11 protein-coding genes and 1 pseudogene are annotated in these 16,812 nt (G+C 66.7%); 5 read left to right on the top strand and 7 right to left on the bottom strand.

Translation table 11 applies throughout. The features are described from left to right. Positions 1-16: 16 nt before the first annotated feature. The 3 genes from LC490_RS04920 (at position 17) to LC490_RS04930 (ending at position 5,787) form a co-directional block, all read left to right on the top strand. Complete coding sequence (locus LC490_RS04920; RefSeq protein WP_223619472.1) at positions 17-2,089, top strand: amidohydrolase family protein; 2,073 nt, start codon at positions 17-19, stop codon at positions 2,087-2,089. 347 nt (positions 2,090-2,436) lie between these two features. Continuing rightward, entirely contained in the window at positions 2,437-4,749 is a 2,313-nt protein-coding gene (locus tag LC490_RS04925; RefSeq protein WP_223619473.1) for a TonB-dependent receptor, read from the top strand. A 555-nt stretch (positions 4,750-5,304) separates the two neighbouring features. Then, positions 5,305-5,787 (top strand): glutathione peroxidase, encoded by a 483-nt coding sequence (locus tag LC490_RS04930; protein WP_223619474.1) that lies wholly within the window; start codon positions 5,305-5,307, stop codon positions 5,785-5,787. Between the two features lie 241 nt (positions 5,788-6,028). Here the strand turns inward: LC490_RS04930 and LC490_RS04935 are convergent, their stop codons facing one another. Further along, positions 6,029-7,228, bottom strand: a complete 1,200-nt coding sequence (locus LC490_RS04935) for an acyltransferase family protein (protein ID WP_223619475.1) — start codon at positions 7,226-7,228, stop codon at positions 6,029-6,031. Positions 7,229-7,381: 153 nt separating this feature from the next. Between LC490_RS04935 and LC490_RS04940 the strand changes: the two genes are divergently transcribed. Further along, complete coding sequence (locus tag LC490_RS04940; RefSeq protein ID WP_081931291.1) at positions 7,382-8,317, top strand: LytTR family DNA-binding domain-containing protein; 936 nt, start codon at positions 7,382-7,384, stop codon at positions 8,315-8,317. A gap of 44 nt (positions 8,318-8,361) precedes the next feature. Here the strand turns inward: LC490_RS04940 and LC490_RS04945 are convergent, their stop codons facing one another. After that, a complete protein-coding gene (locus tag LC490_RS04945) occupies positions 8,362-9,171 on the bottom strand; it encodes a ferredoxin--NADP reductase (protein ID WP_223619476.1) in 810 nt (269 codons plus the stop codon). A gap of 257 nt (positions 9,172-9,428) precedes the next feature. Here LC490_RS04945 and LC490_RS04950 point away from each other — a divergent pair. Next, a pseudogene (locus LC490_RS04950) lies at positions 9,429-11,618 on the top strand (Tex family protein); the annotation flags it as partial. Between the two features lie 314 nt (positions 11,619-11,932). Here LC490_RS04950 and LC490_RS04955 read toward each other — a convergent pair. The 5 genes from LC490_RS04955 to LC490_RS04975 all read right to left on the bottom strand — a co-directional run bounded on the left by LC490_RS04955 (position 11,933) and on the right by LC490_RS04975 (position 16,697). Further along, entirely contained in the window at positions 11,933-12,070 is a 138-nt protein-coding gene (locus tag LC490_RS04955; protein WP_223619478.1) for a hypothetical protein, read from the bottom strand. Positions 12,071-12,620: 550 nt separating this feature from the next. Next, positions 12,621-13,811, bottom strand: coding sequence for a PQQ-dependent sugar dehydrogenase (locus tag LC490_RS04960; protein ID WP_223619479.1), 1,191 nt, complete (start codon positions 13,809-13,811; stop codon positions 12,621-12,623). A gap of 128 nt (positions 13,812-13,939) precedes the next feature. Beyond that, positions 13,940-15,829, bottom strand: coding sequence for an ABC transporter ATP-binding protein (locus tag LC490_RS04965; RefSeq protein WP_223619480.1), 1,890 nt, complete (start codon positions 15,827-15,829; stop codon positions 13,940-13,942). A gap of 133 nt (positions 15,830-15,962) precedes the next feature. Continuing rightward, the gene (locus tag LC490_RS04970; RefSeq protein WP_031374157.1) at positions 15,963-16,349 is read right to left on the bottom strand and encodes a RidA family protein; all 387 of its coding nucleotides are present in this window, start codon (positions 16,347-16,349) and stop codon (positions 15,963-15,965) included. 36 nt (positions 16,350-16,385) lie between these two features. Beyond that, positions 16,386-16,697: an NIPSNAP family protein gene (locus LC490_RS04975; RefSeq protein ID WP_223619481.1), complete on the bottom strand. Its 312-nt coding sequence runs from the start codon at positions 16,695-16,697 to the stop codon at positions 16,386-16,388. Positions 16,698-16,812: the final 115 nt, after the last annotated feature.

Here is a 16,812-nt window from a genome sequence, read left to right on the forward strand (position 1 = left end):
GATGCCTCAATTGCCGATGTCCCGTTCGACCCTGCGCGCGCCGCGCCTGCCCTCCGTCGCCCGCCTGGCCCTCGCGGTCTGCCTCGCCTCGGGTTTCGCCACCAGCGCCTTCGCGGCCGAGACCACGCGTTACCTGGCCCTGGTCGACGGCGGCAAGCAGGCCGGCCAGCAGGTCGTGACCCGGGCCGACGACGGCACCGTCACGGTCGATTTCATCTTCAAGGACAACGGCCGCGGCCCCGAGCTCAAGGAGACCTACACGCTGGCGAAGGACGGCACCTACCAGACCTACCAGGTCCAGGGCACCTCGACCTTCGGCGCGAAAGTCGACGAGAGCTTCCGCCGCGAGGGCGACAAGGCGGTGTGGAAGTCGCTGTCCGATTCGGGCGAGGCGACCGTATCCGGTCCCGGTCTGTACGCACCGCTCGGCGGCACCCCGGCCGGTTTCTCCGTGGTGCTCAATGCGCTGGCCAAGCGCAGCGACGGCAAGCTGCCGCTGCTGCCCAACGGCAGCCTGAGCGCGCGCAAGATCGACGAGGCCGAAGTCACTCGCGACGGCAAGACCGAGAAGGTGCAGCTGCTGGCGATGACCGGGCAGGGCTTCACCCCGAACTTCGCCTGGGCCACCACCGGTGCGGAACCGCGCTTGTTCGCCTTCATCTATCCCGGCTATCTGCAGCTGATCGAGGAAGGCTGGCAGGGCAACGCCGCGGCCCTGGAGACCCGCCAGAAAGCCGCCGAAGGCAAGCTGTTGGTGGATTTGCGGCAGAAGCTCGGCCACCGCTTTTCCGGCACCACTCTGCTGCGCGACGTGCGCGTGTTCGACAGCGAGAAGGCCCAGCTCGGCGAGGCCACCGACGTGGTCGTCGCCGACGGCAAGATCGTCTCGGTCGGCAAGGCCGCGGCGTCGCTGAAGTACGACCGCAGCGTCGACGGCGGCGGCCGCGTGCTGATGCCGGGCCTGTTCGACATGCACGGCCACCTGTCGCGCTGGGACGGTGGCCTCAACATCGCCGCGGGTGTGACCACCGTGCGCGACATGGGCAACGACAACGCGACCCTGCAGCAGATGATCGGCGAGATCAAGGCCGGCACGCTGTTGTCGCCGAACGTGGTGCCGGCCGGCTTCATCGAGGGCGAGAGCAATTTCTCGGCGCGCAACGGCTTCGTCATCAAGGACATCGCCGGGGCCAAGTCGGCGGTCGACTGGTACGCCGCCAACGGCTATCCGCAGGTGAAGATCTATAACTCCTTCCCGAAGGAGCTGCTGCGCGAGACCGCGGCCTATGCGCACAGCAAGGGCCTGCGCGTCAGCGGCCACGTGCCGGCGTTCATGCGCGCCCAGGACGTGGTCGACCAGGGTTACGACGAAGTGCAGCACATCAACCAATTGCTGCTGAATTTCTTCGTCGACGACAAGACCGACACCCGCACTTTGCAGCGCTTCTACCTGGTCGCCGACAAGGCCGCCGACCTCGACCTGGATTCCAAGCCGGTGCAGGACTTCATCGCGACCCTGGCGAAGAAGCAGATCGCGATCGACCCGACCCTGGCGACCTTCGAGTTCCTGCATCAGCGCGACGGCGAGTTGTCGCCGATCGTCGAGGGCATCGCCGACCACCTGCCGCCGGACGTGCAGCGCGGTCGTCGTTCGGCCGAGATGAACATCCCCGACGATGCGACCGCGGCGCGCTACAACAAGTCCTACGCCAAGGCGGTGGAATTCGTCGGCCGCGCCTACAAGGCCGGCGTGCCGCTGCTGGCCGGCACCGACGAGGTGCCCGGCTTCACCCTGCAGCACGAACTGGCCCTGTACGTGCGCGCCGGCCTGACCCCGTCGCAGGCCTTGCAGGTCGCGACCTGGAACGCCGCCAAGGTCGCCCGGGTGCTCGACGACCGCGGCTCGGTGACGGCCGGCAAGCGCGCCGACCTGATCCTGATCGACGGCGACCCGACCCGCGACATCGCCGACATCCGCAAGGTCTCGTTGGTGCTGCAGGGCGACACCGCCTACTACCCGAGCGAGGTCTACGACGCCCTGGGCGTGAAGCCCTTCGCCGCACCGGCCAAGGTCGCCGCGGCGAAGTAAGCCGAAGCAAACCCGCCCGAGCGGTTCGCGGCCCTGAGGTCGTCCCCGTGGCGGTTCCAGTACTCCCAGGCCGTTCCCCCCTTTGAAAAGGGGGGCAGGGGGGATTTGCTCTTGCCCAACTGCCAAGCCCGCCGATCGGCTAGAAAGCCCATTCGAGCACGGGCTCTTTAATGGTTTGGTAACATTCGCCGGTCAATGAGCCGCCACCGGCGCGGGCAGTCCGCGTCACGGCCGTCAAGGGACGGTCCGATCGCCCATCGCCGTACGCGCGTGCCCGAGGGAGCACGGCGGCGGCGGTTTCCCACGAACTGGCGCCCCACGCGCCGCGTCCATCGAGAAACCCGACCATGTTCCAGCACTTGCGTGCTCTCCGCAGCCCTGCGCCCCGTAGTCACGCCCTGGCCGTCGCTATCGGCCTGACCCTCGCTTCCGCCACCGTTTTCGCCCAGGAGCCAGCGCCCGCCACGGCTGCACCGGCCGCACCGGCCGAGGGCGAGGCCAAGACCCTCGACGCGCTGATGGTCACCGCCCAGCGCAAGGTCGAACGCGCCAAGGACGTCCCGGTCGCGCTGACTACGGTCGACCGCGAGAAGCTGCACGTGCTCGGTTCCGGCGGCGGCGATATCCGTTTCCTGTCCGGCCGCCTGCCCAGCCTCAACATCGAGTCCTCGTTCGGCCGCGCCTTCCCGCGTTTCTACATCCGCGGCCTGGGCAATACCGATTTCGACCTCAACGCCTCGCAGCCGGTCTCGCTGGTCTATGACGACATCGTCCTGGAGAACCCGCTGCTGAAGGGCTTCCCGGTGTTCGACCTGGAGAACGTCGAACTGCTGCGCGGCCCGCAGGGCACGCTGTTCGGCCGCAACACCCCGGCCGGCGTGGTCAAGTTCGAGTCGGCCAAGCCGACCCGCGAGCTGGAAGGCTACGGCCAGGTGTCCTACGGCACCTACGGCACCACCAATTTCGAAGGCGCCATCAGCGGCCCGCTGGGCGCCAACTGGTCGGCCCGCGCTTCGGCGATGTACCAGCGCCGCGACGACTGGGTGACCAACACCAATCCGAACGCGCGCAGCAACGGCGAACTCGAAGGCTACGACGAATCCGCCGTGCGCCTGCAGCTGCAATACGACGGCAGCGACACCTTCAACGCCTTGTTCAACGTCCACTCGCGCCACCTCAACGGCACCGCGCGTCTGTTCCGCGCCATGCTGTTCAAGAAGGGCACGAACGATTTCGCCGACGGTTTCGACATCGACGAGGTCGGCATCGACGGCCGCAACTCGCAGAAGCTCGACAGCTACGGCGCCAGCGCGCGCCTGAGCTGGGAACTGCCGAACGAGCTGACCCTGTACTCGATCACCGGTTACGAAACCGCCGACTCGTTGAGCCGCGGCGACATCGACGGCGGCGTCGGCGCGATGTTCCTGCCCGGCGGCAGCACCCCGGTCGGCATTCCGTTCGCCGCCGAGTCGGCCGACGGCCTGCCGGACCACCGCCAGTGGACCCAGGAATTCCGCATCGAATCGAGCTACGCGGGTCCGCTCAACTGGCAGGCCGGCCTGTTCTATTTCGACGAAGACATCACCGTCGACAGCCTCAACTACGACAGCCTCGCCGGTGGCGTGCAGGCCGGTCATGCCCAGCAGAAGCAGCGCAACAAGGCCTGGGCTGCGTTCGGCTCGCTCGAATACGACGTGACCGAGCGCTTCAAGCTGCGCGGCGGCCTGCGCTACACCCAGGACAAGAAGGACTTCAGCGCCAGCGTGCTGCAGAGCGCGCCGTTCGGTGCGCCGGTGTCGGGCCCGTTCAAGGTCCGCACCGACGTCGACGACGTCAGCTGGGACATCAGCGGCGTGTTCCAGGCCACCCCGGACATCAATCTGTACGCGCGCATCGCCAAGGGCTTCCGCGCGCCCAGCATCCAGGGCCGCCTGCTGTTCCAGACCCCGCCGCAGCCGTCGGTCGCCGACGCCGAGAAGGTGATCTCGTACGAAGCCGGCCTCAAGGCCGACCTGTGGGACAAGCGCGCACGTCTCGGCGTCGCCCTGTTCCGCTACACCGTCGACAACCAGCAGCTCAACGCCGTCGGCGGCGCGCTCAACCAGACCATCCTGGTCAACGCCGACAAGACCCTCGGCCAGGGCGTGGAAGTCGACCTCGACGCCTATGTCACCGACAACCTGATGGTCACCTTCGGCGCCAGCTATAACGACACCGAGATCCAGGACAGCAACCTGTTCGTGGCTCCCTGCGGCGGCGGCTGCACCGTCACCGACCCGACCGTAGTGCGCAACGGCCAGACCCTCGCGGCGATCGACGGCAACCCGCTGCCGCAGGCGCCGAAGTGGGTCTACAACGTCACTGCGCGCTACAGCCTGCCGCTCGCCAACGGCAACGAGTTCTACGTCTACACCGACTGGGCTTACCGCAGCGAAGTGAACTTCTTCCTGTACGAGGCCCGCGAGTTCCGCGGCAAGGACCTGCTCGAAGGCGGCCTGCGCATCGGTTACCAGTGGGACAACGGCCGTTACGACGTGGCTCTGTACGGCCGCAACATCCTCAACGAGAAGCGTGCGGTCGGCGGTATCGACTTCAACAACCTGGTCGGTTTCGTCAACGACCCGCGCATCGTCGGTGCGGAGTTCAAGGCTTCGTTCTGATCCGAGCCTGCATTGCGATACTTCGAACGGCCCGCCTCGTGCGGGCCGTTCGTTTTTTGTGGGGTGAGTGGATGCGCTTGCGAGCCACTGGCTCGCGCATCCATGAACGCCAGGGCGCCATGCGCCCTGGCCGGGATCCACAGATTTCCCAGTGAGGTCGCGGTAAAGCCCTGGATCCCCGCCTTCGAGGGGATGACGGCAAGAGCGAAACGCTGCTGCCTGGAGCCTCGCCACCGTGCTCGTCGTCCCCGCGTAGGCGGGGACCCAGAGACTTCAGAGTGAGGTCGCGATAAAGCCCTGGATCCCCGCCTTCGCGGGGATGACGGCAAGAGCGAAACGCTGCTGCCTGGAGGCTCGACGCCGTGCTCGTCGTCCCCGCGTAGGCGGGGACCCAGAGACTTCAGAGTGAGGCCGCGGTAAAGCCCTGGAACCGGCCTTCGCGGGGATGACGGCAACAGCGAACTGGATGCAGCTGCAACCTCAAAGCCGTATCCAGCCCCAGACACCGCCACCGCGAAGCGTTATGGTGCGTCCAGTCCCCAGGGAGTCCCCGCGATGACCACCGCCTACGATTTCTCCGCCGTCGACATCGACGGTCAGAACCAGTCGCTCGATCGCTATCGCGGCAAGGTGCTGCTGATCGTCAACGTCGCCTCGAAATGCGGGTTCACCCCGCAGTACACCGGCCTGGAAAAACTCGAGCGCGACTATGCCGCGCGCGGTTTCGAAGTGCTGGGCTTTCCCTGCGACCAGTTCGGCCATCAGGAGCCCGGCAACGAGGCCGAGATCAAGGAATTCTGCTCGCTGACCTACGAGGTGAGCTTCCCCCTGTACGCCAAGATCGACGTCAACGGCGACCAGGCGCATCCGCTGTGGAAGTGGCTCAAGGACGAGAAGGGCGGCTTCCTCGGCATCGACGCGATCAAGTGGAATTTCACCAAGTTCCTGGTCGGCCGCGACGGCGCCGTGATCAAGCGTTATGCGCCGACCGACAAGCCCGAATCGATCGCCGCCGATATCGAGAAAGCGCTGGCCTGAGGCGCACGCAGCGCTTTAGGGTAGGAGCGGCGCAAGCCGCGACCGCGTCGGCGGCCGAAGCTACGTGGTCGCGGCTTGCGCCGCTCCTACCCAGAAGCCGCCGGTACGGCCACGTCGAATCGGCAGCGCACGCTTTACGGAGTAGGAGCGGCGCAAGCCGCGACCGTGTCGGCGCAACGACGTCGCAGCCGACACCCGCCGACGGACCAGGTCCCCGCCGCGTCGCTCGTATCCCAAGCCATTAGGCGGCCTCCGCCGCTTGTGGGGTCGTCCTGTTCGATAGCGAGATCTGCGGACGCTCGCGGCGCCACGCCTTCAAACCGAAACAAGGCCGCAGCCACGGCACCCGCCGGATCGCTTCGTGCAGCGCCCAGCAACCGAGCACGGTGCCGAGCAGAACGATGGCCGGCTCGACGACCGCGCCGAACTCGAGCGGCAGCACCCAGTAAGCGATCAGTACGGTCAGGCTCTGGTGCAGCACGTACCAGGGGTAGACCGCTTCGGTGGCCCAGGGCAGCCAGCGGAACGGGCGGTTGAGCAGATGGTGCGACCAGCCCAGGATCGTGCAGATCGCCGCCCAGATGTACAGGCTGCGCACGGTCCAGATCGCGTATTGCACGCTGTCGGGCACGTCCTCGGGCAGCAGCCGGATCATCGCCAGATAGGCCGCGAACAGCGCCAGTGCCCAGGCCAGGGTGCAGCGGCGAAGGCGCAGCAGTTCCTGCCACAGGCCGGCCTCGTTGCCGAGCCAGTAGCCGTAGAGGAACACGGTGAAATAGATTGCGTGGCGGTACCAGTCGTGGATCAGGTCGCCGGTTTCCTCGAAATGCGGCTGCAGCAGGATCGAGCCGAGCGCCAGCGGCAGCGCCGGCAACACGACCAATTTCCAACCGCGCAGTGCGGCCAGCGCGGCATGGGCGCGGCGGCCGACGCCGTTGCGGAACAGCGGCAACACGGCCGCGAAGACCAGGGTGTAGACCCACAGATAGACCAGGTACCACAGGTGGTTCCAGGTAAAGCCATACTCCCAGCCGTCGAAGGCCTCCGCCGGCCAGGGCTGGAAGCGGTAGTAGCGCAACAGGAAGTCGACGAAACCCGGCTCGACCAGGCCGTTCGCCACGCCCTGGGCATAGGGCTGGATCGGCACGACCACCAGGCAGCCGAAGGTCAGCGGCAGCAGCAGCCGCCAGCTGCGTTGGGCGACGAAGCGGCCGAGCGAGCTGCCGCGCAACAGGAAGTGCACCGACAGGCCGGAGATCAAGAAGATCAGGTCCATGCGCCAGCGGTTCACGAACAGCATCGGCAACTGCAGGGTCTCCGACAGATGCGTGCTTTTGAGGTGCCAGCCCCAGTCGGCGACGTAGAGCATCGCCCAGTGATAGAGGATCAGCAGGGCGAAGGCGAGGGCGCGCAGGGCGTCGATGTCGTATCGGCGTTGCATGGGCGGTCACGGCAGTGGCGGAGCCGCAAGCCTGTGGCGACGGGCGTCGGCGAGCGATGCCGGGGTGACCGATGGCGGTTCATGGGGACGAATCGCGGTCCCCAGGGGACGACCGGTCGTCGCGTGCGACGGTCGCCGGGCGAGAATGCGCGCATGAACGACGATGTGTCCCCGATCCCCGCGGCCGCCAGCGCCGCCGCCCTTCCTCCCGCCCGTCCGGCCGTCCCGCCCAGCGCCTGGGACCGCTACCAACCCTGGCGCCGCACCGCCGAGATCCTGGGCTGGGTGATCCTGTTCGGGGTCAATGCGGTCGCCGGCAGCCTGACCACCTTGATGGACATCCGTCGTGCCGGCCTCGACATCCCGAATTGGGCGCCGCCGGTCTGGGAGGGCAGCAGTTGCCTGGTCGCGCTGGCGCTGGTGCCGGCCCTGGTCTGGTACACGCGCCAGGTCCCGTTCCATGTCGATACCTGGCGCCGCGCCGTGGCCCTGCACCTGCTCGGCAGCGTGGCCTGGTCGGTCGCCCACGTGACCGCCATGGTCGCCATCCGCAAAGCGGTCTACATCGGTCTCGGCGAAAGCTACGACTTCAGCCCCTGGGCGGCCGAATACGTCTACGAATACCTCAAGGACGTGCGCTCCTACACCTATATGGTGGTGTGGATCGAGGCCTATCGCTTGTTGCTGCGCCGTTGGCAGGGCGAAGCCAGCGTATTGACCGTCGCCGACGACGTGCCCGAGCCGGTCGTTCCGGAACGGCCGGAGCGCTTCCTGGTGCGTAAGCTCGGCAAGGAGTTCCTGATCGCCGCGGCCGAGGTCGAGTGGCTGCAGGCCTCGTCCAACTACGTCAACCTGCATCTGCGCGGACGCGACTATCCGCTGCGCACGACCATGGCCGGCATCGAGACTCAGCTCGATCCAGCCCGCTTCGTGCGCGTGCACCGCAGCTATATGGTCAACCTGGATTGCGTCGGCGAGATCGAGCCGCTGGAAAGCGGCGATGCGCGCATCACCATGAGCGACGGCACCCGCATCCCGTGCAGCCGGCGTTACCGCGGCGCCTTGCGCCAGGAGCGGCGCGCGGCCTGAATGGCGCGCTCTGTCGCGGCGGGCGTCGTGCCTGCCGCCCGGGTTTACTTCTCGACGAAGGCGCGCTCGAACACGTACTGGCCCGGCGTGCCGATGCGCGGCGAGGCGGTGAAGCCGCGCTGGTCGAGCACGCCGCGGAAATCGGCCAGCACCTGCGGGCTGCCGCAGATCATCGCGCGGTCGTGCTCGGGGTCGAGCGGCTCGATTCCGAGCAGGTCCATCATCCGCCCGCTTTCCATCATCTCGGTCAGGCGGCCGCGCTGGTCGCGGCCGGCGTACTCGAAGGCCTCGCGGGTCACGGCCGGGCAGTACTTGAGCTTGGAGGCGATCTGCTCGCCGAGGAACTCGTGGTGCGGCAGCTCGTTGACGATGTAGTCGCGGTAGGCCAGGTCTTTCTCGTTGCGCACGCCGTGGCAGAGCACCACCTTGTCGAAGCGCTCGTAGGTCTCCGGGTCTTTGATCACCGACAGCCACGGCGCCAGGCCGGTGCCGGTGCCGAGCAGGTACAGGTTGCGGCCGGGATGCAGGTCGTGGATCAGCAGGGTGCCGGTGGGCTTGCGCCCGATCAGCACGCTGTCGCCGGGCTGGATCGACTTCAGGCGCGAGGTCAGCGGGCCGTTCGGCACCTTGATGCTGAAGAACTCGAGCTGCTCTTCCCAGTTCGCGCTAGCGATCGAATAGGCGCGCAGCAGCGGCTTGTGCGAGCCGTCCGCCTGCTCGACCTGCAGTCCGATCATCACGAACTGGCCGTTCTCGAAGCGGAAACCGTCGTCGCGGGTGGTGGTGAAGCTGAAGTAGTCGTCCGTCCAGTGACGGACGTCCAGCACCGTTTCGGTGCCAAAAGCGGAGGACATGCGAGGATCGATCGGGTGGAGCGGGGCGCACATTGTACCCGAGCGATGAGAACGGTTCTTAAAGAGAGGGGTGAGTGGAGAGGGGTGAGGAGCGAGCAAAGCCGATACCGCCTCGCTCCCGCTTACTTCTCACTCCTCTCGGCTCGTTTTCTCATCCGCCCGCCCCAAAAACCCAGTCCTGTCAATGGGTTTCGCCTTCACGCCGGCATTGCGACAATCGCCCGGTCCCCCGCCAGCGGGGTAATCGATTGGAAACGATGCAAGACCAGAACACGCAGTCCGCGCAGATCGCAAACAAGATCGCCAAACTCATCGCCGTCGAGATCGGCGCCCAGACCGCCCAGGCCCTGTCCGCCATCGCTTTGCTCGACGAAGGCGCGACCGTGCCCTTCATTGCCCGCTACCGCAAGGAAGTGACCGGCGGCCTCGACGACATCCAACTGCGCGACCTGGAATCGCGTCTGCGCTATCTGCGCGAGCTCGAAGACCGCCGCGCCGCGGTGCTCGAAAGCATCGCCGAGCAGGGCAAGCTGACCGACGAGTTGCGCGGCGACATCGAAGCGGCCGACAGCAAGGCGCGCCTGGAAGACTTGTACCTGCCGTACAAGCCCAAGCGCCGCACCAAGGCCCAGATCGCCCGCGAAGCCGGCCTGGAGCCGCTGGCCGACGGCCTGCTGGCCGACCCGACCCTGAGCCCGGAAGCCTTCGCCGCCGGCTTCGTCAGCGAGGAAAAGCAAGTCGCCGACGTCAAGGCCGCGCTCGAAGGCGCACGTGCGATCCTGATGGAGCGCTGGGGCGAAGACGCCAGGCTGGTCGGCGAACTGCGCGGCTGGCTGACTGAGGTCGGCGTGATCCGCGCCCGCGTCGCCGAAGGCAAGGAAGCCGAAGGCGCCAAGTACCGCGACTACTTCGACCACGCCGAATCACTGGCGAAGATTCCTTCGCACCGCCTGTTGGCCCTGTTCCGCGCCCGTCGCGAAGAAGTGCTGTTCCTCGAACTTGAGCCCGGCGCCGATGCCGAGGCCGGCCACGCCTACGGCGAAGGCCGGGTCGCGCTCAACGCCGGCATCTCCGACCAGGGCCGCGCCGCCGACCGCTGGCTGCTCGATGCCTGCCGCCTGACCTGGCGCGCGAAGCTGCATCTGCACTTGTTGCTCGACCTGTTCGGCCAGGCCCGCGAGAAGGCCGAGGCCGAAGCCATCGACGTGTTCGGCGACAACCTCAAGGACCTGTTGCTGGCCGCGCCGGCCGGCCCGCGCGCCGTGCTCGGCCTCGACCCGGGCCTGCGCACCGGGGTCAAGGTGGCGGTGGTCGATGCCACCGGCAAGTTCGTCGCCCACGACACCATTTACCCGCACGAGCCGCGCAAGCAGTGGGACCAGTCCCTGCACACGCTGCGCGCGCTGTGCATCAAGCACGGGGTTGAATTGATCGCGATCGGCAACGGCACCGCCTCGCGCGAAACCGACAAGCTGGCCGCCGACCTGATCAAACTGGTGCCGGAAGCCAAGTTGACCAAGGCCGTGGTCAGCGAGGCCGGCGCCTCGGTGTACTCGGCCTCCGAATTCGCTTCCAAGGAATTCCCCGATCTCGACGTCAGCATCCGCGGCGCGGTCTCGATCGCGCGGCGCCTGCAGGACCCGCTGGCCGAACTGGTCAAGATCGAACCCAAAGCGATCGGCGTCGGCCAGTACCAGCACGACGTCGACCAGTACCGTCTGGCGCGCGCGCTCGACGCCCGCGTCGAGGACTGCGTCAACGCGGTCGGCGTGTACGTCAACACCGCCTCGGCGGCCTTGCTGGCGCGCGTGTCGGGCCTGTCGAGCACGGTGGCCGAGAACATCGTCCGCTATCGCGACGAGAACGGCCCGTTCGCCTCGCGCAAGGCCTTGCTCAAGGTGCCGCGCCTGGGCGACAAGACCTTCGAGCAATGCGCCGGCTTCCTGCGCATCGTCGATGGCGAGCAACCGCTCGACGCCTCGTCGGTGCACCCCGAGGCGTATCCGGTGGTCGAACGCATCGTCCAGCAATGCGGACGCGAGGTGAAGCAGTTGCTCGCCGACCCGCAGTTCGTGCGCGGCCTCAAGCCCGAGCAGTTCACCGACGAGAAATTCGGCGTGCCGACCGTGCGCGACATCCTCAAGGAAATGGAAAAGCCCGGCCGCGACCCGCGTCCCGAGTTCAAGGCAGCGCGGTTCGCCGACGGCGTCGAGGACCTCAAGGACCTGCAGGTCGGCATGATCCTCGAAGGCGTGATCAGCAACGTCGCCGCGTTCGGCGCCTTCGTCGACATCGGCGTGCACCAGGACGGCCTGATCCACATCTCGGCCTTGTCGGACAAATACGTCAAGGACCCGCGCGAGGTGGTCAAGGCCGGCGACGTGGTCAAAGTGCGGGTGCTCGAAGTCGACATCCCGCGCAAGCGCATCGCCCTGACGCGCCGTCTCGACGACGCCGTGCCGGCGCCGCGTCCGGCCGGTGCGGGCGCCGAACGTAACGAGCGTAGCGACCGCAATGGCGGCCGCGGCAACGACCCGCGCGGCGGCCGTCGCGAAGCGCCCCCGGCCCGTGGTGGCTCGTTCGCCCCGAAGGCCGCCGCGCCGATGGGTGGCGCCCTGGCGGATGCGTTCGCGAGGGCGAAACAGAAGTCCTGATTGGCCAGCGTTTCGGTTTTTTGCGGCAACCGGAAGCCGCCTCCTTGCAAAAGGGGGCGGCTTTTTCGTGGGGCGAATAGTAGGTGGCGCTGGTGGAGACGACGTCGTTACTGCTTAGCTTCAGCTTCAGCTTCGGCTTTGGCTTCGGTTGCCTTGAAGATTTTTCTGTTGCCGTTGCCGTTGCCGTTGCCGTGCGTCGTATCGACCTTGCGAAGGCAATAGAAGACCCGGAGGGTGGCCTGCATGGATGCAGGCCGTTTTTCATCGGGACAGGGATGTCCCGTATGAAAAATCCCTGCGGATGCACCGCTCGTGCGGGCCTGTGATTCAAAGTAAAAGCATTTTTCTTTGGTTACTTTCTTTTGTTGCTTTAGACAAAAGAAAGTAACCCGCCGCTTTAGTGGCGGAAGCTCTTAGCGTTTGATCTTGCTTCTGAAAACCTCAAGCAAGTGCAGAGCTCTCACCCCTGTAGGAGCGACGTAAGTCGCGACCGATCTCGCCGGGTATCGATCAAGCAAGAGCAGAGCTTCCGTCCGCTAACGCGGCCGGGTTACTTTCTTTTGCTGGCCCAAAAGAAAGCTAACCAAAGAAAAGGCCTTCCTTGACGAAGCTCCCCTGCGAGCGCGCAGCTCGCGCCGGGATTTTCCGATAAGACGTCCCTGTCTTATCGGAAAACGCCGCACGTCCTGTGCGGCGCCCTCCGGGTCTCCAGGTGTTCTCGCGAGATAGCTACTGCGCCAAGCTTTCACGGCAAAGGCAAAGGCAAAGGCAAAGGCAACCGGCGTGCGCCGCCAATCACTTCTTGACCGGCGGCTCCAACCGCAACAACTTGCCCTCGTTCTCGTCGGTCAACACATACACCTTCCCGTCCGCCGACACCCGCACGTCGCGGATGCGCCAGTCGAGCTCCTTGAGCAGACGTTCTTCCTTGACGATCTTGTCGCCGTCCAGGCTCAGGCGGATCAGGCTACCGTCGGCCAGGGCGCCCAGGAACAGGCTGTCGTTCCACGGCGAGCCGGCATGGCCGGTGTAGAAGGCCATGCCCGACAGGGCCGGGGATTTTTCCCAGACGTGGTAGGGCGATTCCAGGCCGGGTTTCTCTTTACCTTCGGCTTCGGAAATCTTCAGCCCGCTGTAGTCGATGCCGTGGGTGATCAGCGGCCAGCCGTAATTCTTGCCGGGCTGCGGCAGGTTGATCTCGTCGCCGCCGCGCGGGCCGTGCTCGGCTTCCCAGACGGTGCCGGTGCGCGGGTCGACAGCCAACGACTGCATATTGCGGTGGCCGTAGCTCCAGATCTCCGGGCGCGCGTCCTTGCGGCCGACGAAGGGGTTGTCCTCGGGCACGCTGCCGTCGAGGTTCAGGCGCACCAACTTGCCTTGCAGCTTGTCGAGCTCTTGCGAGGCCATGCGTTGTTGGCGCTCGCCCTGGGTGATGAAGATATGTCCCTGCTTGTCGAAGGCCAGGCGCGAGCCGAAGTGATTCGGGCCGACCAGCTTGGGCTGCTGTTGGTAGATCACCTTGACGTCGGCCAAGGCCGCGTCGCCGAGCGTCGCCGAGGCCACCGCGGTGCCGGCGCTGCCGTTGTCGCCGGGCTCGGCATAGCTGAGGTAGATGCGCCGGCTGCTGGCGAAGTCGGGCGACAGCACGACATCGAGCAGGCCGCCCTGGCCTTCGGCCCAGACCGCCGGCACGCCCGCGATCGGCGCCGAGATCGCACCGTCGGCGGCGATCCGGCGCAGACGGCCGGGGCGTTCGGTGACCAGGAAGCCGCCGTCGGGCAACAGCGCGACGGCCCAGGGGTGTTCGAGCCCGGAGGCGATCTCGGTGACGCGCAGCTCGCCGAGTTCGCTCTTGACCTGGTGGGTGGCTTGTTGTGCCGGCGCCGCCTTGGCGGTCGCCGCTTCGGCCTCCTGGTTGCGCTGGCAGGCCGCCAGGCTCAGCAGCAGGGCGAGGGAAAGGACGCTGCGATGAAAAATCGGGGTCATGTGCGCTCCTGGATCGTGAGGTCGCGAGCGAAGTGCGCTCGGCAACGGCGCAGTCACCATAGCCGCCGCTCCGCACTGGGACAACGAGGCGCCGGTACAGTTCCGCCCGGCGGGTATCCGCTGCCGGCTCAGCGATAGCCGGCGGCTTGCAGCTCGAACAGCTCGGCGTAGCGTCCGCCCTGGGCGAGCAGTTCTACATGGGTGCCGCTGGCTTCCAGGCGGCCCTCGGCCAGCACCAGGATACGGTCGGCCATGCGTACGCTCGAGAAACGGTGCGAGATCAGCACCGCGGTCTTTTCCGCCGACAGTTCCTTGAAGCGCTGGAACACCTCGAACTCCGAGCGCGCATCCAGGGCCGCGGTCGGTTCGTCGAGGATCATCACCTGCGCATCGCGCATGTAGGCGCGCGCGATCGCGATCTTCTGCCATTGCCCGCCGGACAGGTCGACGCCGGTCTTGAAGCGGCGGCCGATCAACTGGTCGTAGCCGCGCGGCAGGTTCTCGATGACTTCGTCGGCCATGCCGCGCCGCGCCGCTTCGCGGATGCGCGCAGCGTCGCCCATCGCATCGATCTGGCCGACGCTGATGTTCTCGCCGGCAGTCAGGTGATAACGGACGAAGTCCTGGAAGATCACCCCGGTGTTGGCGCGCAGATCGTCGAGGTCGTAATCGCGCAGGTCGCGGCCGTCGAGCAGGATGCGGCCTTCGTCGGGGTCGTACAGGCGTGCCAACAATTTCACCAAGGTGGTCTTGCCGGCGCCGTTCTCGCCGACCAAGGCCAACACTTCGCCGGCGCGCAGTTCGAAGTCGAGCCCGCGCAGCGCCCACTGCTCGGCGTCGGGATAACGAAAGCCGACGTTCTCGAACACGAAGCCCTGGCGGATCGGCTTCGGGATCGCGAGCGGGTCGGCCGGCGAGACGATCTCCGGCTTGATCTCGAAGAACGAGAACAGGTCTTCCAGGTACAAGGCTTGTCCGGCGACTTGCGAGAAGCCGATCAGCAATCCTTCGAGCAGCTGGCGCAGGCGCAGGAAGCTGCCGGCGAGGAAGGTCAGGTCGCCGATGCTGAAATCGCCGCGTACCGTGCGCCAGGCGATGTAGCCGTAGGCGATGTAGTAACCCAGGGTGCCGAGCCCGGCCAGCACCGTGCCCCACAGCGCGCGGCGGCGGGCGAGGGCGCGGTTGGCTTTGAAAAACTTGCCGGCCAGCTCGCGGTACTTCGCGATCAGGAAGCGATGAAGATTGAAGATCTTCACTTCCTTGGCGGTTTCGACACTGGCGCCCATCTGGCGCACGTACTCGAGCTGGCGCCGCTCCGGCGTCCAGGCGAAGTTGAGCGAGTAACCCAGGGCGTTGAAGTGCGCCTCGCCGATGAAGGCCGGAATCAGGGCCACTGCGAGCAGCAGGATCAGCCACGGCGCATAGACCAACAGGCCGATGGCGAAACTCACCACCGTGATGGTGTCCTGGACCTGGCCGAACAACTGGCTCATCAGGTTCATGCGGCCCATGGTCTGGCGGCGCGCGCGATCGAGCTTGTCCTGCAGGTCGGGGTCTTCGAAGTCTTCGAGGTCGAGGGTCGCCGCGTGCTCCATCAGGCGCACGCTGGTGGCGTTGGTGAACAGTTCCGACAGCAGCGCATCGCCGTAGGCGACGATGCGCCCGAGCAGGTCGGAGCCGATCGCCAGGCCGAATTCGAGCGCGAGCAAGCTCAGCAAGGTGTTCAAGTGGCCGCTGGCCCAGGCCGATGACAGCGAATCGAAGCCGGGGTGGGCGGCGACCAGGCGCACCGCCTCGTCGATGATCAGCTTGCCGACGTACAGGGTGAGCACCGGCAACAGGGCACGGACTAGGCGCAGGCCCAGGGTGATCAGGGTCAGCGCCGGGCTGGTCGCCCAGATCTGCTTGAGGAAGGGGCGCAGGTTGCGCAAGGCGTCGAAGCGTTCGCGCAGACTGGGCTTGCCGCCGTCGGCCTGCGCCTGGCGGGGCGACGGGCTCGCATCACTGGATGTGCTCATGCGGCGATTGTGCCCAAGAACGGGGCCGCCGGTATGTGGCGTGGTCGGCGATCGAGGCCGCGGCGCCCGGATCGCTTCGTGCAGGGCTGAGGCGGGGGCGGTCGCGACGCGATCGCTGCGACGAGCGCGCGGCTCAGGCCGCGGCCATCGCTTCCACTTCCAGTTTCCAGCGCGGGTCGAGCAGGCGGCAGCAGACCACGGTCGAGGACGGGCGGTGTCCGTCGAGGTATTTGAGGCGCAACTGCACGTTGGCCTCGTCGTCGGCGGGGTCGGCCAGGTAGGTGCGCAACGAAATCAGGTGGCGATAATCCATGCCCGCCGCGCGCAGCAGCACGCCCATGTGGCGCCATATCAGCTCGCCTTGCTCCTCGAAGGACTCGGGCAGGGTGACGCCATCGGCGAGATAGCCGTTGAGCCCGCTGATGACTAGCAGGCGCGCGTCGCCGCGGATTTCGGTGGCGTGGCTGTAGCCGCGATAGGGCGGAAACAGTTCGGGCGGGTTGTGGCTGATGACGGGCATGGGCACTCCGGGCAGGCGCCGCCGGGCGGCTGCGGCTCAGTCGGGTTTGAATACGGGGCGGAAGAAGCTGCGCTCGTAGCTGACGATGAAGCGCTTTTCCTGCGCATAGGCGAAGGCGGCCTGGCAGTCCGGATCGTCGAAGGAGCGCGTGCGGTAATCCTCGTACGCGGCCAGGCTGGGGAACGAGAACATCGCCAGGGCGACGTTGCTGGTGCCCTCGGAGGGCATGAAGTAGCCATGGTGCTGGCCGCCGAATTTCTCGACCAGGGGAATCCAGAGCTTGCCGTAATGCTCGAACTCGGCCAGTTGGTAAGGGTCGATGACGTAGCGCAGATAGCAGGTGATCACGGGCGAGGGTTCCAGGGCGAATGCAGGCGGGCAATGTAGCCTGAGGCCGCGTCGGTTTCAGCGGCGGCGCGGCGGAGCCGCGATGCAGGTCGCACTGCCTCGCTCGGAGCGCTCG

The organism is Lysobacter sp. ESA13C, assembly GCF_019970005.1.
GTDB lineage: Bacteria > Pseudomonadota > Gammaproteobacteria > Xanthomonadales > Xanthomonadaceae > Lysobacter > Lysobacter antibioticus_B.